This window comes from Pseudactinotalea sp. HY160 (genome assembly GCF_009372055.1).
Classification (GTDB): Bacteria; Actinomycetota; Actinomycetes; order Actinomycetales; family Beutenbergiaceae; genus HY158.
Genome location: NZ_WHMT01000008.1, coordinates 1 through 24,593 on the forward strand (window position 1 = coordinate 1; position 24,593 = coordinate 24,593).

Genomic DNA, 24,593 nt, shown 5'->3' on the forward strand with positions numbered 1-24,593 from the left:
CAAAGCGACCATCGACTGGATCACGAACTACTACAACACCATCCGTCGGCACTCGACTCTCGGATACTTGACACCCACAGAATATGAACTAGGATATAGGAACATCAACGAATTGGCAGCCTAATTCGCCTGTCTACTAAAGCGGGAACACTCCAGTCCGACGCCGCGACCCAGCGCTTCGAGGAGGCGTCGCAGATTGCCGGGGTTGCGGCGGTGGCCCATCTCGGGGACGGCCACCTCCACGACCTGGCGCAGGTAGTCGGCCAGCCAGTCGCGCGCGAAATCCTCGTCGGCGTCGAGCAGCTGTGGCCAACCGCCGGTGATGGTGCGGCGGAGCAGCTCGTCGAAGGACAGGTGCGTCCCCAGGCCCGTCTGGCGCTCGCCATCCAACAGGCCGGCCAGCGACATCTCCCCAGTCGAGTGGCCGGATTCGAACAGGCTCATCGGCCGCATCTGCATGACGGAGAACCGCCCCGCCCCGGAGTGCCGGCTCGCGTCGTCGCGAGGTCGGGCGGATCCGGTGAGGATGAACTGCCCCTTCTCGGCGCGGTCGTCCACTAACGTTTGCGTAGGATGAAGTCGAACTTTTACGGTCGATGAATCTGAAGATTCGGATCGCTTGAAGTCGAACTTTTGCGGCTGCGCTTGGCGTGTTCGCACGGTGAGTTCGTTGCGGACGCGTCGCTCGTGGATCTGCAGGACCGCGAGTGGGTCGATCTTCCCGTAGGCCGTAGGCCGTTGGCCAGGTCGGCCCAGCCGTAGTCGCTGTTGAGGAAGAGTGATCCAGGAGCCGTTGACGTGCGCGTAGCCGCGATCCAAGAAGACGTCGATTGCCGCAGCCCGTTCTGCTCGCCGAGGCGCAGGCCGCCGAAGCCGGCGACGCGGATCTTCGTACCGAATAGCGGGAGGCGAGTCATCAGCGGGTCGTCGCCGTCAGGTCCGCACAGCTGGCCGCGGAGGTCCTCGCGGCCGCGCTGGGAGAAGAGTGTCCTCCCGCCCTTGTCTCCATCGCACGACGGCTCTACTCCACCGGCCACTTCGTCACCGGCACGCCGCACCCGCCACGGCCGCGTGCCGCCGAGGGGGCGCGGCTTGCCCTGCGCGAGCAGCTTCGGCTGAGAACGCGTCGCCACCAGACCTCCTACGCTGGAGGAACCCTCGTACGCGAATCTCGTGCATCACTCACGAAGAAGTGATGCACGCGCCACTCGTTAGGAGTCATGGCACATGGCCAACCGTCTCGCATCGGCTATGAGTCCCTACCTGCTCCAGCACGCTGACAACCCCGTGGACTGGCACGAGTGGGGGCCCGCGGCGCTCGCCGAGGCGAAGCGCCGCGACGTCCCGATCCTGCTGAGCGTGGGATATGCGGCCTGCCACTGGTGCCACGTCATGGCCAGGGAGTCCTTCAGTGATGAGAAGGTCGCCGCCGCGATCAACGCGGGCTTCGTGCCGATCAAGGTCGACCGCGAGGAACGGCCGGACATCGACGCGATCTACATGAACGCCACGGTCGCGACGACCGGCCAGGGCGGCTGGCCGATGACCTGCTTCCTCACCCCGGACGGTGAGCCGTTCGCGTGCGGCACCTACTACCCGCGCGATCAGTTCCTGCGCCTACTGGATGCAGTCGCGGCCGCGTGGGAGAAGAATCGCGACGCCGTGACCCAGTCGTCGGCCGAGGTCACCGCGCACCTGCGGGCCTTGTCCGCCCCGCCGCCCGCCCCCATCGACGCCGCGACCCTCGAGGCCGCCGTCACGACCCTGCAGGGCTCCTTCGACCCGGTGAACGCGGGCTTCGGCACCGCCCCGAAGTTCCCGCCCTCGATGGTGCTCACCTTCCTGCTGCGCCACGCGGCCCGCACCGGCTCGGCGCCCGCCCTCGACCTGGCCGAGCGCACCGCGACCGCGATGGCCCGCGGCGGCATCTACGACCAGCTCGCCGGTGGCTTCGCGCGCTACAGCGTCGACGAGGCCTGGGTCGTGCCGCACTTCGAGAAGATGCTCTACGACAACGCCCTCCTCCTGCGCGCCTATCTGCACTGGTTCCGCCTCACCGGAGCCCCGCTCGCCGAGCGCGTCGTGCGCGAGACCTGCAGCTTCCTGCTCGCCGACCTGCGCGCCCCGGGTGGCGGCTTCGCCTCCTCGCTCAACGCGGAGACCGGGGGAGTCGAGGGGGCGACGTACGTGTGGTCGCCGGCCGAGTTGGCCGAGGTGCTCGGGCGTGTGGACGGCGCCCGCGCGGCCGAGCTTCTCGGCGTCACCCCGGGCGGCACGTACGAGGGCGGCTCCTCGACCCTGCGGCTGCACGGCGACGTGGGGGAATGGCCGACGTGGCGTGCGGCGCTTCGGGCGGCCCGGTCCCGGCGGGCCCAGCCCGACGTGGACGACAAGGTGGTCGCCTCCTGGAACGGCCTGGCGATCGCCGCGCTCGCCGAGGCGGGCGCGCTCCTGGCCGAACCGGACTGGATCGACGCCGCGGCCAGCGCCGCCCGGTTCGTGCTCGATGTGCACGGCACAGCCGCCTCCCAGACCGGTCAGGCAGATCAGGCCGGTCAGGCGGATCAGGCCGGTCAGGCGGGTCGGGCCGGCGGATCACGACCCGAAGCCGGTGATCCGGCGGCCGGAGTCCGGCTGTGGCGGGTCTCCCGGAACGGCCGGGCGGGGGAGGCGCTCGGGGCCGCCGACGACTACGGCAACCTGGCCGAGGGCCTGCTCGCCCTCCACCAGGCCACCGGCGAGAGCGAGTGGCTGGGCCGAGCGCGCCGTCTGCTCGCGGCCGCGCTCGAGCATTTCCCGGACGGGCGCGGCGGCTTCTACGACACGCCCGACGACGGTGAGGTGCTCCTGCACCGGCCGCGCACCGCCGGCGACAACGCCGAACCTTGCGCCACCTCCGCGCTCGCGGGTGCGTTGCTCACCTACTCCGCCCTCACCGGGGACCTGCGCGCGGAGGCCGGCGCTGCGATCGCGGCCGAGGGGGCCGCGGCCGCCCGCAGTCCCCGCTTCGCGGGCTGGACGCTCGCGGTCGCCGAGGCCGCCATCGCCGGGCCTCGGCAGGTGGCGATCGTCGGCACCGACGAGGCAGCCGCCGACCTGCTCGCGGCCGCGCGCGGTTCCGCCTCGCCGGGCCAGGTGACCCTCGCCGGCGCGCCCGGCGGCGAGCACCCGCTGTTGAGCGGGCGACCACTGGTGGACGGGCGCAGTAGCGCCTACGTGTGCGAGCAGTTCGTGTGCCGCCGCCCCATCACGACCCTGGCCGATCTGCGCGCCGAACTCGGCTGACGGGCGGGTCTCGAGACCACCCCGCCGGCTCAGGACCTGCTCGGTGCGCCGACCCGATGGCGCGGTAGCAGCCGCGGCACCCGGGCGGCGTACTCCTCGTACCCGGGGTGGCGCCGGCGCAGGAACCCCTCCTCGTAGCGGGACTTCGAGTCGAGCAGCGCGGCGAGGGCGAGCGCCCCGAGCCGGTGCCGCCGGCCGCCCGAGCGCAGGGCGCGCCCGGCGGCGCCGAGGAGGAGGCCGGCATAGATGGGGTGGCGCACGATCCCGTACGCCCCCTCCGTGCGCAGAGCGGCCCCGGCCCGGGGAGCCGGGGAGGCCTGGAGCTGTCCGCCGAGCCCGGTCATGCCCCAGATCGACAGCCCGGCCCCGCCGGCCATCATCCCGAGCCCGGCCACCCGGGCGAGCCTGCCCGGGCGGTGCGCCGGGTCACGCGGGCGCTCGGGCCAGGCCACGGCTGCGAGGCAGATGCCCTGACCGAGCAGGTACCCGGTTACGCGCGGGCGGGAGACGTCGTCCATACGCTCGACGGTACGCCCGCCCTCCGGCCGGCGAGCCTACTTCGAGTAGTCGACCGTGATCTCGCCGAGCTGGACCGACAGGTCCATCGTGTGCGCGGAGGCGGGATCCTGACGGATCCGCAGATCGCCGGTCGAACCGAGCGCGCTCGAGCGGGTGACCGCGTACGCGGCCTCGGGTACGGCCAGGTCGATGTGCCCGGCCGAGACGTTCGCGGTGACCTGGCGCGGGGGCGCGCCGGTGAACGTGCCCGTCATCGAGCCCGCCTGCACCGAGGCGCGGATCGTGGTGACGTCGGCCGCGGTGATGCGGGCGTCTCCGGCGTTCACCCCGACGGCGAGCGTGTGGGCGGCCCCGGCGAGGGTGACCCGTCCGGCGTTGAGCTGGAGATCGACATCCGTGAAGTCGCCGTCGATCGTCGCCTCACCCGCGGCGACGTCGGCCGCGAGGGACACCTCGCCGGCGAGCCGGCGGGGCAGCACGAGCGTGGCGTCGGTGTCCGACCAGCGATTGAACGGGCCCCAGGAGCGCGGTGACCGGACCTCGAGAGCGCCCCCACGACGTTCGAGCGTCCAATTGCCGGAGACGAGCCCGGGCTGCTCCACGTCGAGGGTCGCGTCGGGCACGTCGTCGAAGCGGACCACCAGGGTCGTGCGGTCGACGTCCACCTCGACCGCCTCGACGCCCGCGACGGGCGCGGTGAGCGTGTCGTGGCTCCCGCCGGCGGCGGCCACGCCCGCGACGACCCCGGTGCCGAGGGTGAAGGTGAGCACGACGACCCCGATCACGACGAGCACGACGCTCACGGCCGAGCGGCGGCGGGTGGGCTGGGAGGTCGGGAGGGCGGTCATGAGGAGGGTCCGTTCGTGTTGAGGTGGGTGAGCACCGCGAGCACGCGGCGGTTGCTGTCGGGGCCGGGGTCGATGTCGAGCTTGGTGAACACGGCGGAGATGTGCTTCTCCACGCTGCCGGGGGAGATGAACAGCTCCTCGGCGATCGCGCGGTTCGAGCGGCCCTGGGCCATGAGCTCGAGCACGTCGCGCTCCCGGTCGGTCAGCCGGTCGAGGCCGTCGTGACGGCGGCGCCGGGTGAGGAGCTGGGAGACGACCTCGGGGTCGAGCACCGTGCCGCCGCCCGCGACCTGGACGAGGGATGCGAGGAAGTCCTCGATATCGGCCACACGATCCTTGAGCAGGTACCCCAGGGCGCCGGCGGCGGAGGTGATGAGGTCGGTCGCGTACCGTTCCTCGACGTACTGGGAGAGCACGAGGATCGCCACCTTCGGGCTCGTGCGGCGCAGTTCCTGGGCGGTGCGGATGCCCTCGTCGGTGAACGTGGGCGGCAGGCGCACGTCGATCACGGCGATGTCGGGCTCGAGCCGGGTGGCCGTGGCCACGAGCGAGGTGGCGTCGGGCAGGGCGGCGACCACGTCGTGGCCGGCGTCGCTCAGGAGCCGGATGAGGCCCTCCCGCAGGAGTACGGAGTCCTCGCAGATCAGGACGCGCATGGCAGGTTCACCTCGATGGTGGTCGGGCCCCCGACGGGGCTGATGAGGGCGAAGGAGCCGCCGCCGGCGCCGATGCGATTGGCCACGCCGTCGATCCCGCCGCCGGGGACGGTGCGGGCGCCGCCGGCGCCGTCGTCCTCGATCCGGGCCCACACGGACCCGTTCGGGCGGGCGCGCACCGTGATCCGGCACCGCTGTGCGCCGGAGTGCTTGGCCACGTTCGTGATGGACTCGGCGATGGCGAAGTAGAGGGCGGCCTCCGTCTGCGGGGCGCAGCGGCCCGGCAGGTCGACGTCGAGCTCGACCGGCACGTGGGAGCGGGCGGCCAGGGCGGAGAGGGCGGCGTCGAGGCCGCGGTCGGTGAGCACGGCCGGGTGGATCCCGCGGGCGAGCTGGCGCAGCTCCGTGATCGCCGACTTGACCGACGTGTGCGCCTCGGCGATGAGCTCGGCGGCCTGGTCGGGGTCGGAGGCGAGCTTGCCCTTGGCCATGCCGAGGGTCATCCCGACCGAGACGAGCCGGGGCTGGACTCCGTCGTGCAGATCGCGTTCGATCCGCAGCCGCTCCACCTCGGCGGAGTGCATGGCCTCGACCCGGCGCTGCGCGGAGGCCTCGGCCGCGCGGGCCAGCTCCGCCTCCCGGTCCGGCACGAGCATCTGGGCGGAGATCGCCCGGTGGGCCACGATCAGCCCGTAACTCAGGCCGATCGCGAGCAGCAGCGCGATCGCGCCGATGCCCGCGGCGGCCCCGACGCCGAGGTCGGTGGGCAGCCACCACACGGAGGCCGTGATGCGCGCGGAGAACAGGGGGCTGAGCAGGAGCACGATGCCCGTGCCGGCGACCTTGACCAACCCGAGCAGCGCGCACCCGAGGGCGCTGATGAGCGCCAGGTGCAGGAGCGCCCGCCAGCTGCCCCGGTCGGTGAACTGCAGCCCGACGGTGGCCGGCACCCGCCAGCCGTCGGTGCGCTGCGAGCGCCGCATCGGGGTGAGCACCGACTCGGTGCCGAGCAGGGCCGAGACCCGTTCGGTCTCGAGCCAGGCGACCCCGCGCAGCCCGAACGCCACGAGCGGCACGAGCAGGAGGCCGATCCCGAACACGAACACGAGCGGGATCGCGGTGACCGCGATCGTCAGGAGGCTCGTGAGGATCACAGGGCCGACGATCCCGATCGCCGCCAGGTGGGTGAGGATGGTGGCGCCGCGCGCCAGTCGTTGCTGCATGGGACCAACGGTAGGAGAACGGCCCGGTCCCGTGCGCCGGGGCGGGCCCGACTCTTTCCGGCTGCAATCCGCTGGGGGAAATCCCCCGGTCGCGGTGACACGTGTTCTACGCTGAACCTCGTCCGAGAAAGGGGCGACTATGACCGAGCCCGTGCTCGTCGTCGACGATCTGCACAAGTCGTTCCGGTCCGTCGAGGCGGTGGCGGGTATCGGCTTCCACATCGACCCCGGCGAGACCTACGGTCTGCTCGGGCCGAACGGCGCGGGCAAGACCACGACGATCTCCATGATCGCCGGCCTCCTCGCCGCCGACTCCGGGTCGATCACGATCGCCGGCGAGCCCATGACCCCGACGGCGATCCATGTGCGCTCCCACCTCGGCCTCGTGCCCCAGGACCTGGCGATCTACCCCGACCTGAGCGCCCGGGAGAACCTCGCGTTCTTCGGCCGGCTGCAGGGCCTGCACGGGCACCGACTGCGGGCGCGGGTGACCGAACTCCTCGAGGTCGTCGGACTGAGCGATCGTGCGAAGAGCCGCACGAAGGAGTTCTCCGGCGGCATGAAGCGTCGCCTCAACATCGCGATCGGGCTGCTGCACGAGCCCGCCCTGCTCATCCTCGACGAGCCGACCGTGGGCGTCGACCCGCAGTCGCGCAACGCCATCGTGGACTCGGTCGCCCGGCTCGCGGGCGAGGGGATGGCCGTGCTCTACACGACCCATTACATGGAGGAGGCCCACCGGCTGTGCGACCGGATCGCGATCGTCGACGACGGCGCCATCCGCGCCGAGGGCACGGCCGGTGACCTCATCGGCCTCATGGGCGGGGTCGACGAGGTCCGGCTGACCGGAACGGGCGACGTGGCCGCCGCCGCGGCGGCGCTCGAGGCGCTGCCCGGGGTGAGCGGCGTCGTCGCGACGGGCGAGGAACTCGAGGTGCACGTGAGCGACGGGCCGCACGCGATCGCCGGGCTCGTGACCGCGGCCGGGGCGGCGGGCCTGAGCCTGAGCGACGTGGAGGTCACGCGCCCGACCCTCGAGGCGGTGTTCCTGCACCTGACAGGGAAGGGACTACGCGATTGATCGCGCGCCTGCTCACCCTGACCTGGGCCGACCTGCGCACCCAGCTGCGCAGCCCGATGGTGCTCCTGTTCGCGATCGTCGTGCCGGCCGCGCTCATCGTCGTGCTCCATCTCGTGTTCAGTTCCGCGGTCGACGGTTCCTCCGACGAGGTCGTGGTGGCGGTCACCGGGTTCACCGAGAACGCCGATGAGGAGCCGAGTCCAGCAGATCCGACCGCCGCGGCGGCGGCCGGAGCCCTGCGCGGCCTCGACTCCGTCCAGGTCACCGATTCCGGCGATGCCCGCGCGGCGGTCGCCGGCGGCGATGCCGACCTGGGCGTGCTCATCCGAGGGTCCCGGATCGAGCTCGTCCGGGGAGACGTCTCCGATATCGACGCCTCGGTGGTCACCTCGGCCGTCACGGGCGTCGCAGCGGGCCTCCGTGCGGTGGACGTGGCGGTCGCCGCCGCCACCGAGCTCGGCGTCGACCCGAGCGGGTCCGGCGAGGTCGCCGGCGCCACGCTGACGACCCGGCCGGGCCAGGTCGCCGATGAGCAGCTCGACGTCGGGGGCGCGCTCGTGGCCGGGCAGGCCGGGCTGTTCCTGTTGTTCACGGTCGGCTTCGCGGTGCTCACCCTGAACACGGAACGCGAGCAGGGCACGCTCCAACGCCTCTACGCCGCACCGATGCCCCGCGGGCTCGTCATCGCCGCGAAGGCACTGACCGCGGCGATCCTCGGCTGCGTGGCCACCGGCATCCTGCTGGTCACCGGCTCGGTGCTGTTCCATATCGACTTCGGGGCCGTCCCGGTGGTGGCCGGCCTCGTCGTCGCGGTGGTGCTCGCCGCCACGAGCGTCGCATTCATCGTCGCCCGCATCGCCCGCACCGCCGAGCAGGCGACGATGGCCCAGACCGTGGTCGCGCTGGTGCTCGGCATCGCCGGGGGCGCGTTCTCCCCGCTCGCCGCCACCGGGGTCGCGGCGCGGATCCTCGACGCGAATCCGATCAGCGCCTTCAGCCGCGGCCTGGGCATCAGCTCCGCCGGGGGCGGCTGGGCCGAGGTCTCCGGGGAGCTGCTCACGATGGCCGCGTTCGCGTTCGGCTGCCTGGTCGTCGCCCGGCTCGTCCCCGATCGGGGGCAGGCCCGATGAGAACCTCACCCACCGTGGCCGTCGCCCGAGTCGAGCTGCGGCGCTTCGTCAATCAGCGCGAGAACATCTTCTTCTCGTTCGTCATGCCGCTGCTGCTCGTGTTCGTGATCGGGCTCCAGTTCGGCGCCGGAGCGGTCGAGACGAGGGTCCTGCTCGTGGGCGAGTCGTCCCAGCTGCGGGAGGATCTGGCGGGTGAGCTGACTGCGGCGGAGGTGAGCGTCGTCGATCATCGATCCGCGCTCGCCCAGCTCGCCCGGGGCCGGGCCGACCTCGCGGTGATCGTGGACGACGCCGCCGCGGCCGCGTACGAAGAGTCATCGCCCGCTCCGGTCGAGCTCGAGATCGTGCGCGGCTCCGGCGCGAACGTCCTCCTCGCGGATCAGGAGGTCGGGTCGGCGCTGCGGACCCTGGCGCAGCACCGCGCCCAGCTCGGGCTGCTCACCGCGGCGGGCGCGGGGCGGTCCGAGGCCGAGGCGGCGCTCGCGGCGGCCGAGGAGGTGGCTCCGCCGGTCACCGTGGCCGTGACCGACCCGGAGGAGACCGCGGATGCGTTCGCGGGGATCAGCGGCTTCGACCTGGGGGCGAGCAGCCAGCTGCTGCTGTTCGTGTTCCTCTCCAGCCTCACCGGCGCGAGCACCTTCATCGACGCCCGAAGGAACCGGACGATCTCGAGGATCCTGGCCGCCCCGGTCTCGGCGCGACAGCTGGCCTCCGGGCAGGTGCTCGGCCGGTGGACGATCGCGATGGTCCAGGGAATCCTCATCATCATCGCCGCGCGTCTCATCTTCGGAGTGGACTGGGGCAACCCGCTCCTCACAGTGCTCGTACTGGCGGTGTTCGGGCTGACGGCCGCCGGCGCGGCCCTGGTCATGGGTGCGCTCATCTCGAGCGAGGGCGCGGCGACCGGGGCCGGCATCGGGATCGGCCTCGTGCTCGCGGCGCTCGGTGGCTGCATGCTCCCGCTCGACCTGTTCACCGGCACGCTGCGCACAGTCGCGCACGTCACACCGCACGCGTGGGCCTATGAGGCCTTCGCCGCGATCCAGCGCCACGACGCCGGTCTGCTCGACGTGCTTCCCCAGGTCGGGGTGCTCGCCGGCTTCGCCGTGATCGCGGTGACGATCGGCACACTGGCCGTGCGGAGGTCCCTCTCACGCCCGCTCTGACGCCCGGCCGGCGGTCGGGTCCGACTGTCGGGTCGGCTGCTGCGTCTGCTGCCGGGTCGAAATGACGAGGGTCAGGCCTCGCCGAGCCACTCCAGGCCGACCTCGCGCTCGACGCTCATGGCCCGCTCGACCGCGCGCACGGCCGCGGACTCGATGCTCGCGCCGACGATCGGCAGCCGCACCTTGACGTCGCCGGTGTAGGACAGCTCGCAGCCCTGGCCGGTCGGTCGCAGGGTCGACGTGCCGGCCGCCTTGGCCGGGGCCCCGGCGATCGTCAGGGTGAGCGTGCCGGTGCGGGCGCCGTCGGAGGCGGGCGCGGACCAGGTCTCGACGAAGGTCATGGTCACCCCGCCGGGCACGAATTTGCGGTACCGCTCCGGGATCAGGTCGGCCGGCATGGTCCGCGTCGTCGACACGGTGAAGTCCCCGGCGGCGTCGCCCGTGATGTCCTGGGACGGGTTCGTGGCGCCGGACGCCGCGACCTTGCGCCGCACGTACTCGGGATCGGCGAGCATCGCGGCCACCCGGTCGGCGGGGGCTGGATAGGTGATCGTCGCGTCGAAACGCATGGGGCTCCTCGGCTCTCGGGATCCGCCGGCGGGCCGGCGGATGATCGGCGTGCGAACGCAAGGCTAACCGACCCCTAGGCTGGGGCGGTGTCCACGATGAGCGATCTGATCCAACGGCACGGCACGGGCGACGGTGCCGACGCCGACTGGCTGCACCTGTTGGTCGGGGATTGGCAGATCATCTCCGATCTGGCGTTCGCCGACCTCGTGCTGTGGCTTCCCGTCGAGGGCGGGGACTACGTCGCCATCGCCCACTGCCGCCCGTCGACCGGCGCGACCGTCCACCACGAGGACATCGTCGGCTCGGTCGCGCCGCGCGGATTCGTGCCGACCCTCGACGAGGCCGCCAAGAAGCGCGAGATCATCCGGGTCGTCGAGGCCCGGTGGACCGGCTCGTACGCGATCCGCGAGGAGGCGGTGCCGGTGGTGCGCAACGGGCGCACGATCGCGGTCATCGCCCGCGAGACCCACCTGGGTGCCAGCCGCACGCCGAGCCGCCTCGAGATCAACTACGTCGAGTCCGCCGATGAGCTGTGCGGCATGATCGCCCGCGGCGAGTTCCCGGTGCCCGGGGCCGCGACGGGACGACGACGCGGCGCACCTCGCGTAGGCGACGGCCTCATCCGCCTCAACGGCGAGGGGGAGGTGCTCTACGCCAGCCCGAATGCGCTCTCGGCGTTCCACCGCGTCGGGGTGACCGGCGAGATCGTCGGGCAGTCGCTCGCCGAGGTGACCACGCCGCTGATCGAGCACTCGCGCGAGGTCGACGAATCGCTCCCACTCGTGGTCATGGGCCGGGCCGCCTGGCGCACCGAGCTCGAGGCCCGGGGGGTGGCGCTCTCACTTCGTGCCGTTCCGGTGACCGAGCTGGGGCAGCGGGTCGGTGCCGTGCTGCTCGCGCGGGACGTCTCCGAACTGCGGCGCCGCGAGCGCGAGCTCATGACCAAGGACGCGACGATCCGCGAGATCCACCACCGCGTGAAGAACAACCTGCAGACCGTGGCGGCGCTCCTGCGACTGCAGGCGCGGCGGACGTCCTCGGAGGAGGCGCGCACGGCACTGGAGGAGGCGATGCGCCGCGTGGCCACGATCGCGACCGTGCACGAGGCCCTCTCCCAGACCATCGACGAGACCGTCGACTTCGACAGCGTCTTCGGGCGGGCGCTCAGCCTCGCCGCCGACGTCGCCACCGCGAACAACGTGCACATCGACTACGTGCGCGAGGGCAGGTTCGGCGTCATCCGGGCCACCAAGGCGACCGCGCTCGCGGTCGTGCTCACCGAACTGGTGACGAACGCGGTCGAGCACGGCCTCGCCACGAGCGGGGGGACCGTGACGATCTCCTCGCACCGCGAGGCCGGGATGCTCCACGTGACCGTGAGCGACGACGGGGTCGGCACCGGCGACGGCATCGGCCGCGGCCTCGGCACTCAGATCGTCAAGACCCTCGTCGACACGGAACTGGACGGCACGATCGACTGGCAGAACAGCCCAGACGGCGGCACCCGCGTGCAACTGACCGTCGGGTTGGGCGAGGTGCGCGACTAGCCCCGACGGCCGCCGGCACGGCGGTACGGCTCAGCGGGCGCGACGTGCCCGGGCCGTGCGGCGCTTGAGGGCGCGGCGCTCGTCCTCCGACATGCCACCCCACACGCCGGCGTCCTGGCCGGAGTCGATGGCCCACTTGAGGCACGTGTCGACCACCGGGCACCGCTTGCAGACGGCCTTCGCCTCTTCGATCTGGACCAGGGCGGGGCCGGTGTTGCCGATCGGGAAGAACAGTTCGGGGTCTTCCGTCAGGCATGCTGCCTCGTGACGCCAATCCATCAGCCACTTCTCCTTGGGCGTGAGTCAGGTACGGAACTTAGGTGTCGTCCTGACGTAAAGTCAATGAACCAACGACTACTTTCACATGTCCGACCAATGACGCACAAGAGCTAGCGGGTCCCATTTTCGTTTTCGCCCTGAGAGGTCTCTCACTGCGCGAGATCGTGAGGTGTGCTACATCTCCCGCCCTCTCCGCCCACCGCACGGCCCGCCCACCGCACGGCCCGCCCACCGCACGGCCCGGCCACCGCACGGCCCGGCCCGCAGCGGCCCCGGCCCGGGGAACTAGAGTGACGTGCGTGCCCGCCTCCCACACCTCCCATACCTCCCTTACCTCTCGCCCCGTCCCGCTCCTGGTCGGCCTCGCCGGCGCCGCCGCCGAGGTGGTCGCCCTCGTCGGGGCGGCGGTGTGGATGCTCGTCGACCGGCCCGAGGGCGGAGCCGATTCGCTGCCGTACGGCATCGCGATGGCCGTGACGCTGCTGCTGTTCGCCGGGCTCGTCGGCCTCGGGGTGCGAGGGCTGTGGCGCGGGCAGCGCTGGGGTCGCGGCCCGGTGGTGACGTGGCAGCTGCTCCAGGGGATCACGGTGGCCACGATGTGGGGACTGCTGCCGGCGGCCGTGGCCGCCACGGCCCTCGCGCTGAGCGTCGTCGTGCTCGTCACCCTGCTCACCCCGGCCGCGTTGGCGGCGACCGCTCGAACCCTCGGGCCGGCGGCCGGCTCACGGGACTGAGTCCCCGAGACCGCCCGACCCGCCCGACCCGCCCGACCCACTCGATCCACTCGCTCCACCGGCACGGTCGACCTGCACCGGGATCGCCCGGCCGCCGAGCGCGAGCACGCCGCGGCCCGGCCGGCGGCCCCCGAGCCAGGGCCGCACGTCCACGCCCGTGAGTGCGGCCGGGACGGGCCCGAGCACGAGCATCGCCCCGTCACGGGCCCGCGCGAGCAGCGGATGGAAGCCGCTCACGAGCCCGTCCGGCCGGGTCGTCACCACGACCGCGCCGCCGCCGGTCAGCCACGCCATCCCCTCGTCGAGCGTCGCCGTGGGGGTGCGGTCCACGTCGTCGAGGACGAGCAGGCCGCCCGCGACCGGAGTTCGCCCGCCCGCGCTCCCGAACGAGACCTCGCCGCCCGCCTCGGCCACCCGGCGCCCGATCGTGGTCGCCGCCGTGGTCCGGCCCCGGCCGGGCCCGCCCACGACGGTGAGCACCTGCCCGGGCGTGACCGGCGCGAGCACGGGGGCTGCGTCGTCCCCGCCCAGACCGACGACCACCCACCCGGCTCGCCCGGACGCTCGAGCCGCCGCCGCGGGCAGGTCCACGAGCGCCGGCACGGGCCGCAGCCGCAGGGGCGGCGGATCCACTCGACCGGCCGGCCCGGGTCCCTCGAGCGGGAGCAGCACCTGCCCGCGGATCGTCCGCCCGCCCGTGAGGAGCGTGCCCCGGCCGCGCGGGGCGTGCCCCGCCCACGCCTTCGGCACCCCGGCGAGCAGCTGCAGGTCCGGCTCGCCCCCGGTGAGCACGAGCCGGTGATCGGCCATCTGCGCCCACCGCGGCAGCGGCAGCTCGCTCGTGAGCACGAGGCCGAGGCCGTTGCCCCGCGCCGAGCGCAGCAGCTCGGTCACGGCCTCGGCGCCGCAGCCGGGCCCGAGCCGCTCGTCGATCGCGCGCTCGAGGGCGGCCGCGTCGTCCAGCACGAGCAGCTCCGGGCGGGTGCGCGGCTCCTCCGTGAGGATCCCGAGCAGGCGTCGCGCGAGGACGACGTCGCCCGCCTCTCCCGTCGTGCCCAGCCAGGGGGCGGCCGGGTGGGGCGCGGCCGGGCCGGGCAGGTCCCGGCCGAGCAGGTGGGTGACGACGCCGCGGTCGAGTGCGGCCCGGGCGAGCGTGGCCGCCGCGGTCGTGCGGCCGCTGCCGGCGGCGCCCGCGACGACCAGCACCTCCCCGGCGGGCAGCGCCCAGTGGCCGAGCCGTTGCTCGTCGGTGACGTCCACGACGAGCAGCGGCAGCTCGCCGCCCGGTGCCGGCGGCCCCGGGGCCGGAGTGGGCCACGGTGCCACGGGCGGGAGCGCGCGGGCCCGGTCCGGCAGTTCCGGCGCCCATGGCCGGTATGCCCAGCCGGACTCGGTGGCTCGGGCGGCGCCGGTGAGCGCGGCGACGAGGCGCGGCACGTACCCCGCGTGCGGCGGGCCGACCCAGAAGGACTGCACCTCGGCCGGCGTGCCGGCGCGCAGCAGGAACCGGCCTGGCACGGGCGGCAGCCGCGCCGCGCCCGGTTCGCCGAGCACGTCGACCGAATCGCCCTCCTCGAGCACCCGCAGGCACAGCCGCACGGCGATGTTCGCCCGGATCTCGGCCCCCACCGCGCCGCCCGGGCGCTGCGTGGCGAGCACGAGGTGGAGGCCGAGGGAGCGGCCCTGGGCGGCGAGCCGCACGAGTTCGTCGAGCACGTCGGGATGTTCCTCGGACATGGCCCGGAACTCGTCCACCACGAGCAGGAGCCGGCACAGCGGCGTGCCGGGCAGGCCGCGGCCGAGGCGGGCGTGGTGCTCGAGCAGGTCGGCCGCCCCGGTCTCGGCGAGGAGCCGCTCGCGCCGCTGGACCTCCGCGCGCAGCCCGGCCAGCGCCCGGGCCGTTCCGGGCGGGTCGAGGTCGGTGAGCACGCCGGCCACGTGGGGCAGGCCCGCGAGCTCACCGAAGGTGGCGCCGCCCTTGTAGTCCACGAGGATGAGCGAGAGGCGGCTCGGCGGGTGGCCGCGGGCGAGGGCGAGCAGCCAGCTGAGGAGCAGCTCGGACTTGCCCGATCCGGTCGTGCCGGCCACGAGCGCGTGCGGCCCCTCCGCGGCCAGATCGACCCGGGCGGGCACGAGCCGGCCGGTGTCGGGATCCTGCCGCACGCCCACCGGGGCCGCGAGCCCCGCCGGGGGATCGCGCCAGTCTCGCCGGATCGCGTCCGGTTCGGCCGGCCCGAGCACCGCGGGCAGCAGGGCCTCGGTCGGCAGCGCCCCGGCGGCCGCGGGCAGGAGCGTGAGCACGTGCCGCAGCCACGGCAGTCGGACCCGGCGATCGTGATCGTCGGCGACCGGGATCACCCGGCTGCACCACCGCGGGGCCTGCGAGGCGGCGGGGCACACGACGATCGTGACCGCGCCGGTGCGCGGGGGCGCCGCCGGATCCTCCGTGACCGCGATGTGCAGGCCGCCCGAACCCGCCACCGGGCCCGTCCCGGAGGTGGGAACGGTGGCATGCCCGGCGAGGCCCCAGCCGGGCGGGACCCGAAAGGTCACGTCGGCGCGGGTGAGCAGGAGCTGACCGAGCAGCCAGCGTGCGAGGGAGCCGGCCGCCTCCGGGGCGCCGCACACCGCGATCCCGCCCCCGGCCGGCGGCAGGTCGACCGATTCCCACCGGTGCCGCCGCCGGCGCGGGGCGTGCGCCCGGCGCGCGTCCGCCCGGCCGAGCTCGAGGCGGGTGCCGACCGTGGGCCACGGCCGGCCCGCCATGGCCAGCGCGGCGGCGGGATCGACGAGCGGCGGCGGCCGGGGCCGATCCGCCTCGGTCCGGTCGCGGCGCCGCTGCCGCCACCGCGGCACCGCGACCGTGCCCACGACCATCGCCACGAGCGCCCCGAGCAGCACCCAGCGCAGCGCACCGCCGCGACCGGTGAACAGGAACATGAGCATCGTGCCCGCCGAGAACACGAGGGGCAGCATCCCCGCTCCCGGCGACGCGGGGGAGCCGGCCTCCGGCTCCTGCCCGGAGCGCAGCTGCAGCCGGGTCTCCCCGGCGCGCACGAGGCCGCCCGCACCGAGCCGGAGCCAGCGCCCCCGGGGCACGGGCAGCCAGATCCCGGCCCGGCGCACCCGGGTGCCGTTCGCCGAGCCGCAGTCGCGCACCTGCACGCGCCGCCCCCGCACCCGCAGGAGGCAATGCCGACGCGAGAGCAGCGGATCGGCCACCCGGAGCGTGGCCTCCTCGCCGCGCCCGAGCACGACCTGCTCCCCGCCGGCCGGGAGCGCGGCGATCCAGCCGGGATCGGGGCCGCCGACGACCGCGACGTGGGCGTGCACGACCGGATTCCTCATGGCCCCAGGACACACCGCGCCCCGGCGCGCTCGCCGGCACGCCGGGGCGGACTGTGGACGCCGGGTCAGGCTGTGGACGAGCCGGTCACCGGCGCCCCCGAGTCGCTCACTCGGGTCGCTCACTCGAGGCGCTCACTCCTCGGCGAGGGCCTCGACCGGGGACGTGCGCACGGCGCTGCGGGCGGGCAGCACGGAGGCGAGCAGTCCCGCGGCCACCGCCACGACGACGACCGCCCCGACCGTGCCCCAGGGGATCACGAGGGAGACGTGCCCGAGCTGCCCGAGCATCACGGCCGCGCCCGCCCAGCCGTACGCGATCCCGGCGATCAGCCCGATGATCGTGCCGACCCCGGCGATGAGCACCCCCTCGATCGCCAGCATCGCCCGCAGCTGACCGCGGGTCAGGCCCATGGCCCGCAGCACCGCCGACTCCCGCCGCCGCTCGAGCACCGAGAGCGCGAGCGTGTTCGCCACGCCCACGAGCGCGATGACCACCGCCACGGCGAGCAGGCCGAGCACCACCGCTAGGAGCGTGTCGATCACCTGCGCGAAGGAGACCCGCTCGAGCGCGCTGCCCTCGACCGCGACGAGCGGCGCCTCCGGATCGGTCTCGCTGATCCGGGCCAGGGCCTCGTTCAGGCTCTCCCCGACCTCGAGCGGGTCGGCGCCGTCGGCCAGCGCGAGCCAGGCCACGTTCTCGGGCACCTCCGGTGCGATCTCGGTCATGAGAGCGGGGGTGGCGATCGCGGAGGCGCCGTCGTAGGAGTTGACGAGCACGGTGACCTCGATCCCGTCGCGGCCGCCGAGGCGCAGGCCGTCGCCGGCGGACAGGCCGAGCATCCGGGCGCTCGTGTTCCCGATGAGCACGGTGCGATCGTCCAGGCCGGCGAGGTCGCCCGGGTTCTGGAGCACGGATCGCGCGTCCGCCGGGGCCGTGAGCGCGAGCGTGGGGCCGGCGTCGTCGGCGCCGTCCGCGGCGGCCTCGATCCACTCCGCGCGCCCGAAGCTCAGCGCATCGATCCCCTCGAGCGCAGTGACGGCGTCGCGCTGGTCGGGCGTGAGGGCGAGGGTCTGATCGACGGTCGCCGCGCTCAGGTCGACCGGGAAGTTCGACGTGAGCTCCTCCTCGAGTGCGCGCTGGCCCGTGGCCGCGCCCGTGCTCATCATCGCCACGAGCGCCACCCCGATGACGAGCGCGTTCGTGGTCGTGGCCGTGCGGCGCGGGTTCCGGATGGCGTTCTCGGTGGCGATCCGGCCCGCCACGGAGCCCCCACCGAGGCGACCGAGGAGGCGCACCACGGCCGGCACGACGTAGACGGCTCCGAGGAGGATCCCGAAGACGGAGATGAACCCGCCGGGGATCCCGAGCAGCAGCCCGACCTCGGGCCCGGTCGCCGGTTCGGACCGGGTGGCCACGAGCACGCCGCCGACGAGCATGACCGCCCCGATGAGCACGAGCGCGAGGGCGATCCCGGCGCGGAGCCTGCCCGCGGTGCGCGTGCCGTCGAGGGGTCGCAGCGCCGCCAGGGGGGAGACCCGGGTGGCGTTGCGGGCGGGGAGCCAGCATGCGACGAACGTCACGGCCAGACCGGTGAGCAGCGGGGCGATGATCGTCGCGGGCGTGATGCCCACGGCCGCGGCCACGTCGATGCCCGGGAGGTGCGGGCTGAGGAGCCGGGCGCCGAGTTCGACCACGCCGATGCCCAGACCGATCCCGACGGCGGAGGCCCCGACCCCGAGCAGGGCCGCCTCGGTGAGCACGGACCGGCGCACCTGCCACCGGGTCGCGCCGATGGCCCGCAGGAGGGCGAGCAGCCGGGTGCGCTGGGCCACGAGCACGGTGAACGTGTTCGTGATCACGAGCGCCGCGACCGCGAGGGCCACGGCGGCGAACGCGAGCAGGAGCGTGGTGAACGTGTCGGCGTCGCCGGTCAGGCCCGCGGTCGTGTCCTGCGCGAACTCGGTCATCGTGCGCACCTGGACCTCCGGGCCGAGCTCGGAGGCGAGGTCCGACTGCACGCCGGCGAGGTCCGGGCCGGCGGCCGGGTCGAGCGCGACGGCGATCGAGTCGAAGGAGTCGGCGGGCACGACCTGCCGGAACCGGTCCGCGGGGAGCACGAGGTCGGCGCCGGCATCGAAGAAGCTCGTCGCGCTCGCGGTGATCCCGACGACCGTGGCGCTGTGGCGTGCGCCGTCGGTGGGAGAGAGGTAGTCGAGCCGGTCGCCGAGGGAGAGCTCGAGCCGGGAGGCCAGCCCCGCGGAGACCGCGACCTGATCGTCGGCGCGCGGGAACTCGCCGGACTCGAGCGTGCCGGTGCGCATCCGTGGCAGTGGGGCGGCGGACTCGATGCCGACCCATTCGGACCGGTTCTGGGCGCTCACCTCCATGCCCACGTAGGTCCGGGGCCGGGTGGCCTCGACGCCGTCCGTCGCCGCGATCCGCTCGAACTGCTCGTCGCCGAGGGGATGGCCGGTGACCACGAGGTCACTGCCGGCGTAGGCGGCCGTGAAGGACTGGTAGGCGGTGTTGCGCATGGTCTGCCCGGCGAGCAGCGTCGCGGCCACGAACGCGGTGCCGAGCACGATCGCCAGTCCCGCCGCGGCGAGCCGGGCCCAGCCGGTGCGCATGTGGTGGAGCGTGATCGCGAACATCAGGCGACCGCCTCCGGGGCACGCAGCGCGTCGAGGCCCGCGAGCACCGACTCCGGGGTGGGGTGGGAGATCGTGCCGGCGACCCGGCCGTCCGCGATGAGCACGACCTCGTCCGCATAGGCCGCGGCCGCCGGGTCGTGGGTCACCATGACGATCGTCTGGCCCAGCTCCCGCACCGAGCGCCGCAGGAACGCGAGCACCTCGGTGCCCGAGCGGGAGTCGAGGTTCCCGGTCGGCTCGTCGGCGAACACGACGTCGGGCCGGGTCGAGAGGGCCCGGGCGATGGCGACGCGCTGCTGCTGCCCACCGGAGAGCTCGTGCGGCTTGTGCCCGAGCCGGTCGGTCAGCCCGAGGGTCTCCACCAGCGTGAGGTACCACTCGTGGTCGAGGCGGCGGCCGGCCAGCTGCGAGGGCAGGGCGATGTTCTGCGCGGCGGTGAACATCGGCAGCAGGTTGAACGACTGGAACACGAACCCGATCCGGTCCCGGCGCAGCAGCGTCAGCTGCTTGTCGGTCAGCGCGGTCAGTTCGGTCTCGCCGAGGTACACCCGCCCGCCCGTGGCGCCGTCGAGGCCCGCGAGCAGATGCATGAGGGTCGACTTGCCCGAGCCGGAGGGCCCCATGATGGCGGTGAAGCGGCCGCGGTCGACGGCGACGTCCACGCCGTCGAGGGCGTGCACGGCCGCCTCCCCGTGCCCGTAGATCTTGGTGAGTCCGCTCGCGCGCACGGCCGGGGCCGCCGCGTCGGGTCGTGGTGTGGTCATGCCCCGAGCCTAGGAACGCCCGGGAGGGGCGCGCGTCCGGCCCAGGGCGGCTTGCGCCGTCCACCCGCAGGAGGACGCGCGGGCCCCGGGGTCATTCCCCGGGGCGCACGAGACCGGTCTCGTAGGCGAGCACGACGGCCTGCACGCGATCGCGGGCGGAGAGCTTCGCGAGGATCCGGCCGACATGGGTCTTGACGGTCGCCTCGGCCACGAACAGGTCGCCGGCGATCTCGGTGTTCGAGCGGCCGCGGGCCATGAGCACGAGCACCTCCCGCTCCCGGTCGGTCAGGGTGTCGAGGATCGCGGGGGAGGCCTGCTCGGAATCGGGCAGGGCGGCGGCGAGCTGTTCGATGAGACGACGCGTGGTCGAGGGCGCGATGACGGCGTCGCCGCGGTGGATGGTGCGGATCGCGGCGAGCATGTCCTCGGGCGGGGTGTCCTTGAGGAGGAAGCCCGAGGCCCCGGCCCTGATCGCGGCGAGCGCGTATTCGTCGAGGTCGAAGGTGGTGAGGATGACGACCCGGGGAGGGGTGGTCCCCGCGGGGGTCCGGGCGGGGTCGGTCAGCTCGGCGGTCGCGGCGAGCCCGTCCATGGTCGGCATGCGCACGTCCATGAGCACGACCTCGACCTCCCGCCCGGCCAGCAGCCGCAGCGCCTGGGCCCCGTCGCCGGCCTCGAACACGACCTCCATGTCGGGCTGGGAGTTGATCACGAGCGCGAAACCGGCGCGCACGAGCGCCTGGTCGTCGACGATGGCGACGCGGATCGGGGTGGGCGTCGGGTCGGGCGTCATGGTGTCCTCGGCTGGTGGGATGGGCGAAGCGGTGGCGGGCGGGTGCCGGCCCTGGCGACGAGGGTAGCCGCCGCCGGCGGGCGGACCGCGGTGCTACGGGGCTACGGGGCGCCGCCCGGGATCGGGATCGTGGCGCGCGTGCGGAAGCCGCCGCCGGGCCGGGGACCGGCGATGAGGGCGCCGCCGAGCATGCTCGCGCGCTCCTTCATCCCCACGAGGCCGTATCCGGGGACCTCGGTGGTGGCGGCGGCGCCGCGGCCGTCGTCCTCGACGGTGAGCACGAGCTCGGCCGGAGTCCACTGGGTGGTCACGGTGACGCGCGCGTGCGGGCCGGCGTGCTTGAGCACGTTCGTCAACGCCTCCTGCACGATCCGGTACACGGCGACGCCGGTGCCCGGGGGCATCGGCCGGGGCGTGCCCAGATCCACGTGGGAGACCTCGAGCCCGCTGCGGCGCACCTGCTCCAGCAGCGCGACGATGTCGGCGTCGGCCGGCTGGGGGATGAGGTCGGCCGCCTGCCCGTCCTCGTCGCGCAGCACCCCGAGGATCCGGCGCATGTCGGCCAGGGCCGCCCGGCCGGTCTCGGAGATCGTCGACAGCGCGGTGACCGCCGCCGCCGGATCCGCCGCCGCGGCGTACCGGCCGCCGTCGGCCTGGGCGATGACCACGGAGAGGGAGTGGGCCACGATGTCGTGCATCTCGCGGGCGATCCGGTTCCGTTCGGCGGCCGTGGCGAGCTGGGCCTGCTGATCGCGTTCGAGCTCGAGCCGGGCGGCCCGCTCTCGCAGGGACTCGGTGCGGTCGCTCCGGCTGCGGCGCAGGAGCCCGACCGACCAGAACAGCAGCACCGCCGTGGCTGCGAACGCGAAGCCGAAGGCCACGAGGAACACCGCCTCGAGCCGGGTGGTGGCGTTCGCGGCGAACACGGTCGACACGAGCAGCCCGCCGACGAGGGCGCCCGCGAGGCCGAGCCGTTCGGCCCAGCGCGGCCCGTGGACCGTGACCGAGTAGAGCGCGAGGAAGATGAGGGCGTCGATCGGCAGGAGCATGAAGCCGGCCGCGAAGTGGGCGAGCGCGGTGAAGTACACGAGGATCGTCGCCGGCACCGGGTTGCTCGCCCGCCAGACCATCGCGCCGCACATGAGAACGCCCGCCAGGAGCACGATGGCCGGGGCGCCGTCGCGCGTCCCGAAGCCGGAGAAGCCGAACGTCACGAGGCTCGAGAGCCCGAACACCACGAAGCACACGACCGCGAGGAGGACGTCCTGCAGCAGCCGCGGCCGGGTGGGATGGCGCCGGCTGCTGCTCGGCCCGGCGGTCACGGGGGCGGACATGCGCCCAGCCTAGGCACCCGCCCGGGGCGGCGCGTCCCGCCCAGGGCGGGCGACGTCGTCCTCCCGCAGGGGGAGGCCGGCCAGTTCGGGAGGGGACGTCACGGCCTCGAGGAGGCCGGGGTGATTATTACGGACGGCGCCCACCGCCCTGGTCACGGGGTGCCAGGTGAGGCGGGGGCCGGGCTCGCAGGTGAGCTCGAGCGCCGCGCGCGCATCGGTGAGCTCCGGGTCGAGCCACGCGCGGGCGGCGGCCGCACCGAGCACGACCGGCTCGCGGGCGTGGAGGGTGGCGAGCGCCCCGCGGGCCTCGCCGGTGACGATCGTGGTCGAGAGCAGCCAGCGCTGCGGGTCGCCCGCGGGCAGCTCCGGATCCGGCCACCACGAGTACAGGCCGGCGAACGCGAGCGGCGCCTCGCCCGCGGGATGGATGTAATAGGGCTGGCGGAGCTCCCCGCTCCGGCGGTCCGTCGAGCCGGCTGCGCTGGTCGAGCCGGTCGAGCCGGTCGAGTCGGGTGAGTCGGGGGCCGGGGTGTAGCGGTGCCATTCGTAGTAGCCGTCGGCGAGCACGAGGCAGCGCTGCTTCGCCGCCGGGATGCGGAAGGCCGGCTTGTCCGCGAGGGTCTCGGAGCGGGCGTTGATCATCCGGGACCCGATCGCCGGGGAGGTCGCCCAGGGCGGCACGAGGCCCCAGCGCGCGGCCTGGAGTGAGCGGCGGGAGCCGGGGTGGGCGACCACGATCCGCACCGGATCGGTCGGGGCGACGTTCCAGCTCGCCGCGATCGCCCGGGCCGCGTCGGTCATGTCGTCGACGTCGAAGGCGTCCGCCATCGCCTGGGCCGCCCGGAAGGAGGCATATCGTCCGCACATGCCTCCATCCTGCCCCCTGCCGCCCCCGAGCCGCCGAGCCGCCGAGCCGCCGAGGCACCGAGTCACCGAGTCACCGAGCCGCCGAGTCGCCGCGCCGTCGAATTCGGGATCGTGCCGAGGTCACCCCGGCCGCACTGCATGCAATTCGGCTCTTCGTGGTTCGTGGTGAGGAGGGCCGCGGCGGTGGGATCATGAGGGAATGAGCGCCGCCGACTTCTACACGGGTGACCCGGATGCCGACCGACTGCTCGCCGCGGACAACCTCGCCCTGCTGCTCGGGATGGTGCTCGACCAGCAGGTGATGATGGAGACCGCGTTCGCGGGCCCGGCGAAGCTGGCCGATCGGCTCGGGGGTCTCGACCCCGCGCAGATCGCCCATCTGGATCCGGAGGAGTTCAAGGCGGTGTGTGCCACCCCGCCGGCGGTGCACCGCTTCCCCGGGTCGATGGCGGCGCGGCTGCAGGGGGTCTGCGCGGCGATCGTCGCGGACTGGGGCGGCGAGGCCGGTCGGCTCTGGACCGACGGGGAGCCCGACGGCGCGGAGGTCTATCGCCGGCTGCGTGCCCTGCCCGGCTTCGGGGATCAGAAGGCCCGGGTGTTCCTCGCGCTGCTCGGCAAGCGCCGCGGCCTCACGGCCCCCGGCTGGCGCGAGGCCGCCGGCGACTACGGTCCGGACGAGGCGTACCTGTCGATCGCCGACGTGCGCGACGAGCACACTCTGGCCCGTGTGCGGGAGAACAAGAAGGCCGTCAAGGCCGCGGCGAAGGCGCGCAGGTAGGCGCGAGCCGAATCATCGCGCGTCGGCGTTCGACAGCCCGCGGAGGGTGTCAGCCGGAGGCATCGGGCTTCTGCAGCGCCGCGACCATGATCTCCAACTCGGTGATCATGGGAGCCAGGTCGTCGGCTGCCGTGGTGACCAGGGTTTCGATGTCGATGTCCCAGTAGCCGTGGACAATGCGGTTGCGCAGCCGGGTAGCAGCACGCCACGCGATCTCCGGGTGGGTGTTCTTCACATCGGACGGAACCTGGCTGGCGGCTTCTCCGAGAACGGTGAAGTGCCACAAGAGAGCTGAACGCCGGAGGTCGTCGGCGTCCACCTGCTCGGCGCTTCGATCGCCGACGAGCTCCCGGATCGTCACCGCTGCGTCGCGCATCTCGCGCAGCAGCAGGAGTTCACGCCGCATAGAGGGGCTGCGTGTCGGCAAGGACCTGCACGCGGATGTACTTGTTGATCGCCTTGCGCGCGACCAGGTCGACCCGACGCCCGAAGAGCGCGGCGAGCTCGTCTTCGAGGTCGAAGAGTTTGAATCCAAGACGTGCATCCGGTTTCAAGACGTAGAGCAGGTCGACGTCGCTATCGGGCCGGTGCTCACCCCGGGCGACCGACCCGAACACCTCCAACGACGCGACGCCGTAGCGCTCGCATACTTCGCGCAAGCGCTCCGGGTCGACGTCCACGGCCAGCACAGCCCAAGACTATCGGAGAGTGGCCGCATCCGGCTGTCGTCCCACCGATATCGACCCGATGACGATAGTTTGCACGGTGTTCGCGCTGACAACGAGGCGGTCGTGCTGCTGCGCCGCATCGCGCTCGACCCTGCTGCTGAGCGCGCGACACCGAGGGGCGCGTGCCCGTGCCGGTCCGCCGGATCCGCAGCGAATCTTGACCCGCCCGAGGGGGAATTCGCGGGCGTGCTTGAACCGTTCCCGGCCGCGTGCCCGCGCGGCCTGAGACGTCTCCCACACGTGCAACGCGAATCGTTTCGATCCGGCGAGAATCCTGACAGGATGCTCTGG

General features: G+C 73.6%; 23 protein-coding genes. 8 read left to right on the top strand and 15 right to left on the bottom strand.

Annotated elements, in window-relative coordinates; translation table 11 throughout:
* Window positions 1-124, top strand: a 124-nt coding sequence (locus tag GCG21_RS17255; protein WP_370517430.1) for an IS3 family transposase, incomplete at its 5' end; no start/stop codon positions are given.
* Here GCG21_RS17255 and GCG21_RS09110 read toward each other — a convergent pair.
* A complete protein-coding gene (locus GCG21_RS09110) occupies window positions 121-558 on the bottom strand; it encodes an ATP-binding protein (protein WP_194165026.1) in 438 nt (145 codons plus the stop codon). The two genes, GCG21_RS17255 and GCG21_RS09110, sit on opposite strands and share 4 nt — an antisense overlap.
* A gap of 669 nt (window positions 559-1,227) precedes the next feature.
* On the opposite strand from GCG21_RS09110, the gene GCG21_RS09120 reads away from it, so the two are divergent.
* Window positions 1,228-3,285 (top strand): thioredoxin domain-containing protein, encoded by a 2,058-nt coding sequence (locus tag GCG21_RS09120; RefSeq protein WP_152909393.1) that lies wholly within the window; start codon window positions 1,228-1,230, stop codon window positions 3,283-3,285.
* Window positions 3,286-3,314: 29 nt separating this feature from the next.
* Here GCG21_RS09120 and GCG21_RS09125 read toward each other — a convergent pair whose 3' ends face one another.
* From GCG21_RS09125 to GCG21_RS09140, 4 genes are read right to left on the bottom strand one after another with little or no spacing between them, the layout of a single operon-like run.
* Complete coding sequence (locus GCG21_RS09125) at window positions 3,315-3,803, bottom strand: isoprenylcysteine carboxylmethyltransferase family protein (protein WP_152909394.1); 489 nt, start codon at window positions 3,801-3,803, stop codon at window positions 3,315-3,317.
* Window positions 3,804-3,839: 36 nt separating this feature from the next.
* Window positions 3,840-4,652 carry a hypothetical protein gene (locus tag GCG21_RS09130; protein ID WP_152909395.1) on the bottom strand — a complete coding sequence of 271 codons (813 nt, stop codon included), beginning with the start codon at window positions 4,650-4,652 and terminating at the stop codon, window positions 3,840-3,842.
* Window positions 4,649-5,308, bottom strand: coding sequence for a response regulator transcription factor (locus tag GCG21_RS09135; RefSeq protein WP_152909396.1), 660 nt, complete (start codon window positions 5,306-5,308; stop codon window positions 4,649-4,651). Before GCG21_RS09135 ends, GCG21_RS09130 begins: the two co-directional genes overlap by 4 nt.
* Window positions 5,296-6,531 (bottom strand): histidine kinase, encoded by a 1,236-nt coding sequence (locus GCG21_RS09140; protein ID WP_194165027.1) that lies wholly within the window; start codon window positions 6,529-6,531, stop codon window positions 5,296-5,298. The genes GCG21_RS09135 and GCG21_RS09140 overlap by 13 nt, the downstream gene beginning before the upstream one ends.
* Before the next feature lie 139 nt (window positions 6,532-6,670).
* Between GCG21_RS09140 and GCG21_RS09145 the strand changes: the two genes are divergently transcribed.
* Genes GCG21_RS09145 through GCG21_RS09155 form a run of 3 tightly spaced genes read left to right on the top strand, consistent with a single transcriptional unit; the run spans window position 6,671 to window position 9,908 of the window.
* Window positions 6,671-7,612, top strand: coding sequence for an ABC transporter ATP-binding protein (locus GCG21_RS09145; protein ID WP_152909398.1), 942 nt, complete (start codon window positions 6,671-6,673; stop codon window positions 7,610-7,612).
* Complete coding sequence (locus GCG21_RS09150; RefSeq protein ID WP_152909399.1) at window positions 7,609-8,742, top strand: ABC transporter permease; 1,134 nt, start codon at window positions 7,609-7,611, stop codon at window positions 8,740-8,742. The genes GCG21_RS09145 and GCG21_RS09150 overlap by 4 nt, the downstream gene beginning before the upstream one ends.
* The gene (locus GCG21_RS09155) at window positions 8,739-9,908 is read left to right on the top strand and encodes an ABC transporter permease (RefSeq protein ID WP_152909400.1); all 1,170 of its coding nucleotides are present in this window, start codon (window positions 8,739-8,741) and stop codon (window positions 9,906-9,908) included. Before GCG21_RS09150 ends, GCG21_RS09155 begins: the two co-directional genes overlap by 4 nt.
* Window positions 9,909-9,979: 71 nt before the next feature.
* On the opposite strand, the gene GCG21_RS09160 is transcribed toward GCG21_RS09155, so the two are convergent.
* A complete protein-coding gene (locus GCG21_RS09160; protein ID WP_152909401.1) occupies window positions 9,980-10,477 on the bottom strand; it encodes a DUF2505 domain-containing protein in 498 nt (165 codons plus the stop codon).
* A 96-nt stretch (window positions 10,478-10,573) separates the two neighbouring features.
* Between GCG21_RS09160 and GCG21_RS09165 the strand changes: the two genes are divergently transcribed.
* The gene (locus GCG21_RS09165; protein ID WP_152909402.1) at window positions 10,574-12,025 is read left to right on the top strand and encodes a sensor histidine kinase; all 1,452 of its coding nucleotides are present in this window, start codon (window positions 10,574-10,576) and stop codon (window positions 12,023-12,025) included.
* A gap of 30 nt (window positions 12,026-12,055) precedes the next feature.
* Here GCG21_RS09165 and GCG21_RS09170 read toward each other — a convergent pair whose 3' ends face one another.
* On the bottom strand, window positions 12,056-12,304 hold the full coding sequence (locus GCG21_RS09170) for a WhiB family transcriptional regulator (RefSeq protein ID WP_152909403.1): 249 nt from the start codon (window positions 12,302-12,304) through the stop codon (window positions 12,056-12,058).
* A 299-nt stretch (window positions 12,305-12,603) separates the two neighbouring features.
* Here GCG21_RS09170 and GCG21_RS09175 point away from each other — a divergent pair, with 299 nt between their 5' ends.
* The gene (locus tag GCG21_RS09175) at window positions 12,604-13,038 is read left to right on the top strand and encodes a hypothetical protein (RefSeq protein WP_152909404.1); all 435 of its coding nucleotides are present in this window, start codon (window positions 12,604-12,606) and stop codon (window positions 13,036-13,038) included.
* Here GCG21_RS09175 and GCG21_RS09180 read toward each other — a convergent pair.
* From GCG21_RS09180 to GCG21_RS09205, 6 genes are all read right to left on the bottom strand, one after another.
* Entirely contained in the window at window positions 13,027-16,386 is a 3,360-nt protein-coding gene (locus GCG21_RS09180) for an FHA domain-containing protein (protein ID WP_152909405.1), read from the bottom strand. The two genes, GCG21_RS09175 and GCG21_RS09180, sit on opposite strands and share 12 nt — an antisense overlap.
* A 132-nt stretch (window positions 16,387-16,518) precedes the next feature.
* A complete protein-coding gene (locus tag GCG21_RS09185; RefSeq protein WP_152909406.1) occupies window positions 16,519-19,038 on the bottom strand; it encodes an ABC transporter permease in 2,520 nt (839 codons plus the stop codon).
* Window positions 19,038-19,802 carry an ABC transporter ATP-binding protein gene (locus GCG21_RS09190; RefSeq protein WP_152909407.1) on the bottom strand — a complete coding sequence of 255 codons (765 nt, stop codon included), beginning with the start codon at window positions 19,800-19,802 and terminating at the stop codon, window positions 19,038-19,040. The genes GCG21_RS09185 and GCG21_RS09190 overlap by 1 nt, the downstream gene beginning before the upstream one ends.
* A 91-nt stretch (window positions 19,803-19,893) precedes the next feature.
* The gene (locus GCG21_RS09195) at window positions 19,894-20,595 is read right to left on the bottom strand and encodes a response regulator transcription factor (RefSeq protein ID WP_152909408.1); all 702 of its coding nucleotides are present in this window, start codon (window positions 20,593-20,595) and stop codon (window positions 19,894-19,896) included.
* Window positions 20,596-20,696: 101 nt separating this feature from the next.
* The gene (locus tag GCG21_RS09200) at window positions 20,697-21,929 is read right to left on the bottom strand and encodes a sensor histidine kinase (protein ID WP_152909409.1); all 1,233 of its coding nucleotides are present in this window, start codon (window positions 21,927-21,929) and stop codon (window positions 20,697-20,699) included.
* 9 nt (window positions 21,930-21,938) lie between these two features.
* Entirely contained in the window at window positions 21,939-22,796 is an 858-nt protein-coding gene (locus GCG21_RS09205) for an SOS response-associated peptidase (protein ID WP_152909410.1), read from the bottom strand.
* Window positions 22,797-22,995: 199 nt separating this feature from the next.
* Here GCG21_RS09205 and GCG21_RS09215 point away from each other — a divergent pair, with 199 nt between their 5' ends.
* Entirely contained in the window at window positions 22,996-23,574 is a 579-nt protein-coding gene (locus GCG21_RS09215; RefSeq protein ID WP_152909411.1) for an HhH-GPD-type base excision DNA repair protein, read from the top strand.
* Between the two features lie 49 nt (window positions 23,575-23,623).
* On the opposite strand, the gene GCG21_RS09220 is transcribed toward GCG21_RS09215, so the two are convergent.
* Both GCG21_RS09220 and GCG21_RS09225 read right to left on the bottom strand, forming a co-directional pair.
* On the bottom strand, window positions 23,624-23,980 hold the full coding sequence (locus GCG21_RS09220) for a DUF86 domain-containing protein (protein WP_152909412.1): 357 nt from the start codon (window positions 23,978-23,980) through the stop codon (window positions 23,624-23,626).
* Window positions 23,970-24,263: a nucleotidyltransferase family protein gene (locus GCG21_RS09225; protein WP_228759945.1), complete on the bottom strand. Its 294-nt coding sequence runs from the start codon at window positions 24,261-24,263 to the stop codon at window positions 23,970-23,972. Before GCG21_RS09225 ends, GCG21_RS09220 begins: the two co-directional genes overlap by 11 nt.
* Window positions 24,264-24,593: the final 330 nt, after the last annotated feature.

What these genes read in the sequence shown, in the direction of transcription:
- GCG21_RS09145 (WP_152909398.1), top strand. Translation starts at nt 6,671, where the DNA reads ATGACCGAGCCCGTGCTCGTCGTCGACGATCTGCACAAGTCGTTCCGG.
- GCG21_RS09140 (WP_194165027.1), bottom strand. Translation starts at nt 6,531, where the DNA reads ATGCAGCAACGACTGGCGCGCGGCGCCACCATCCTCACCCACCTGGCG.
- GCG21_RS09195 (WP_152909408.1), bottom strand. Translation starts at nt 20,595, where the DNA reads ATGACGCCCGACCCGACGCCCACCCCGATCCGCGTCGCCATCGTCGAC.
- GCG21_RS09215 (WP_152909411.1), top strand. Translation starts at nt 22,996, where the DNA reads ATGAGCGCCGCCGACTTCTACACGGGTGACCCGGATGCCGACCGACTG.
- GCG21_RS09135 (WP_152909396.1), bottom strand. Translation starts at nt 5,308, where the DNA reads ATGCGCGTCCTGATCTGCGAGGACTCCGTACTCCTGCGGGAGGGCCTC.
- GCG21_RS09185 (WP_152909406.1), bottom strand. Translation starts at nt 19,038, where the DNA reads ATGTTCGCGATCACGCTCCACCACATGCGCACCGGCTGGGCCCGGCTC.
- GCG21_RS09160 (WP_152909401.1), bottom strand. Translation starts at nt 10,477, where the DNA reads ATGCGTTTCGACGCGACGATCACCTATCCAGCCCCCGCCGACCGGGTG.
- GCG21_RS09120 (WP_152909393.1), top strand. Translation starts at nt 1,228, where the DNA reads ATGGCCAACCGTCTCGCATCGGCTATGAGTCCCTACCTGCTCCAGCAC.
- GCG21_RS09130 (WP_152909395.1), bottom strand. Translation starts at nt 4,652, where the DNA reads ATGACCGCCCTCCCGACCTCCCAGCCCACCCGCCGCCGCTCGGCCGTG.
- GCG21_RS09180 (WP_152909405.1), bottom strand. Translation starts at nt 16,386, where the DNA reads ATGAGGAATCCGGTCGTGCACGCCCACGTCGCGGTCGTCGGCGGCCCC.
- GCG21_RS09155 (WP_152909400.1), top strand. Translation starts at nt 8,739, where the DNA reads ATGAGAACCTCACCCACCGTGGCCGTCGCCCGAGTCGAGCTGCGGCGC.
- GCG21_RS09205 (WP_152909410.1), bottom strand. Translation starts at nt 22,796, where the DNA reads ATGTGCGGACGATATGCCTCCTTCCGGGCGGCCCAGGCGATGGCGGAC.
- GCG21_RS09165 (WP_152909402.1), top strand. Translation starts at nt 10,574, where the DNA reads ATGAGCGATCTGATCCAACGGCACGGCACGGGCGACGGTGCCGACGCC.
- GCG21_RS09220 (WP_152909412.1), bottom strand. Translation starts at nt 23,980, where the DNA reads ATGCGGCGTGAACTCCTGCTGCTGCGCGAGATGCGCGACGCAGCGGTG.
- GCG21_RS09170 (WP_152909403.1), bottom strand. Translation starts at nt 12,304, where the DNA reads ATGGATTGGCGTCACGAGGCAGCATGCCTGACGGAAGACCCCGAACTG.
- GCG21_RS09190 (WP_152909407.1), bottom strand. Translation starts at nt 19,802, where the DNA reads ATGACCACACCACGACCCGACGCGGCGGCCCCGGCCGTGCGCGCGAGC.
- GCG21_RS09125 (WP_152909394.1), bottom strand. Translation starts at nt 3,803, where the DNA reads ATGGACGACGTCTCCCGCCCGCGCGTAACCGGGTACCTGCTCGGTCAG.
- GCG21_RS09200 (WP_152909409.1), bottom strand. Translation starts at nt 21,929, where the DNA reads ATGTCCGCCCCCGTGACCGCCGGGCCGAGCAGCAGCCGGCGCCATCCC.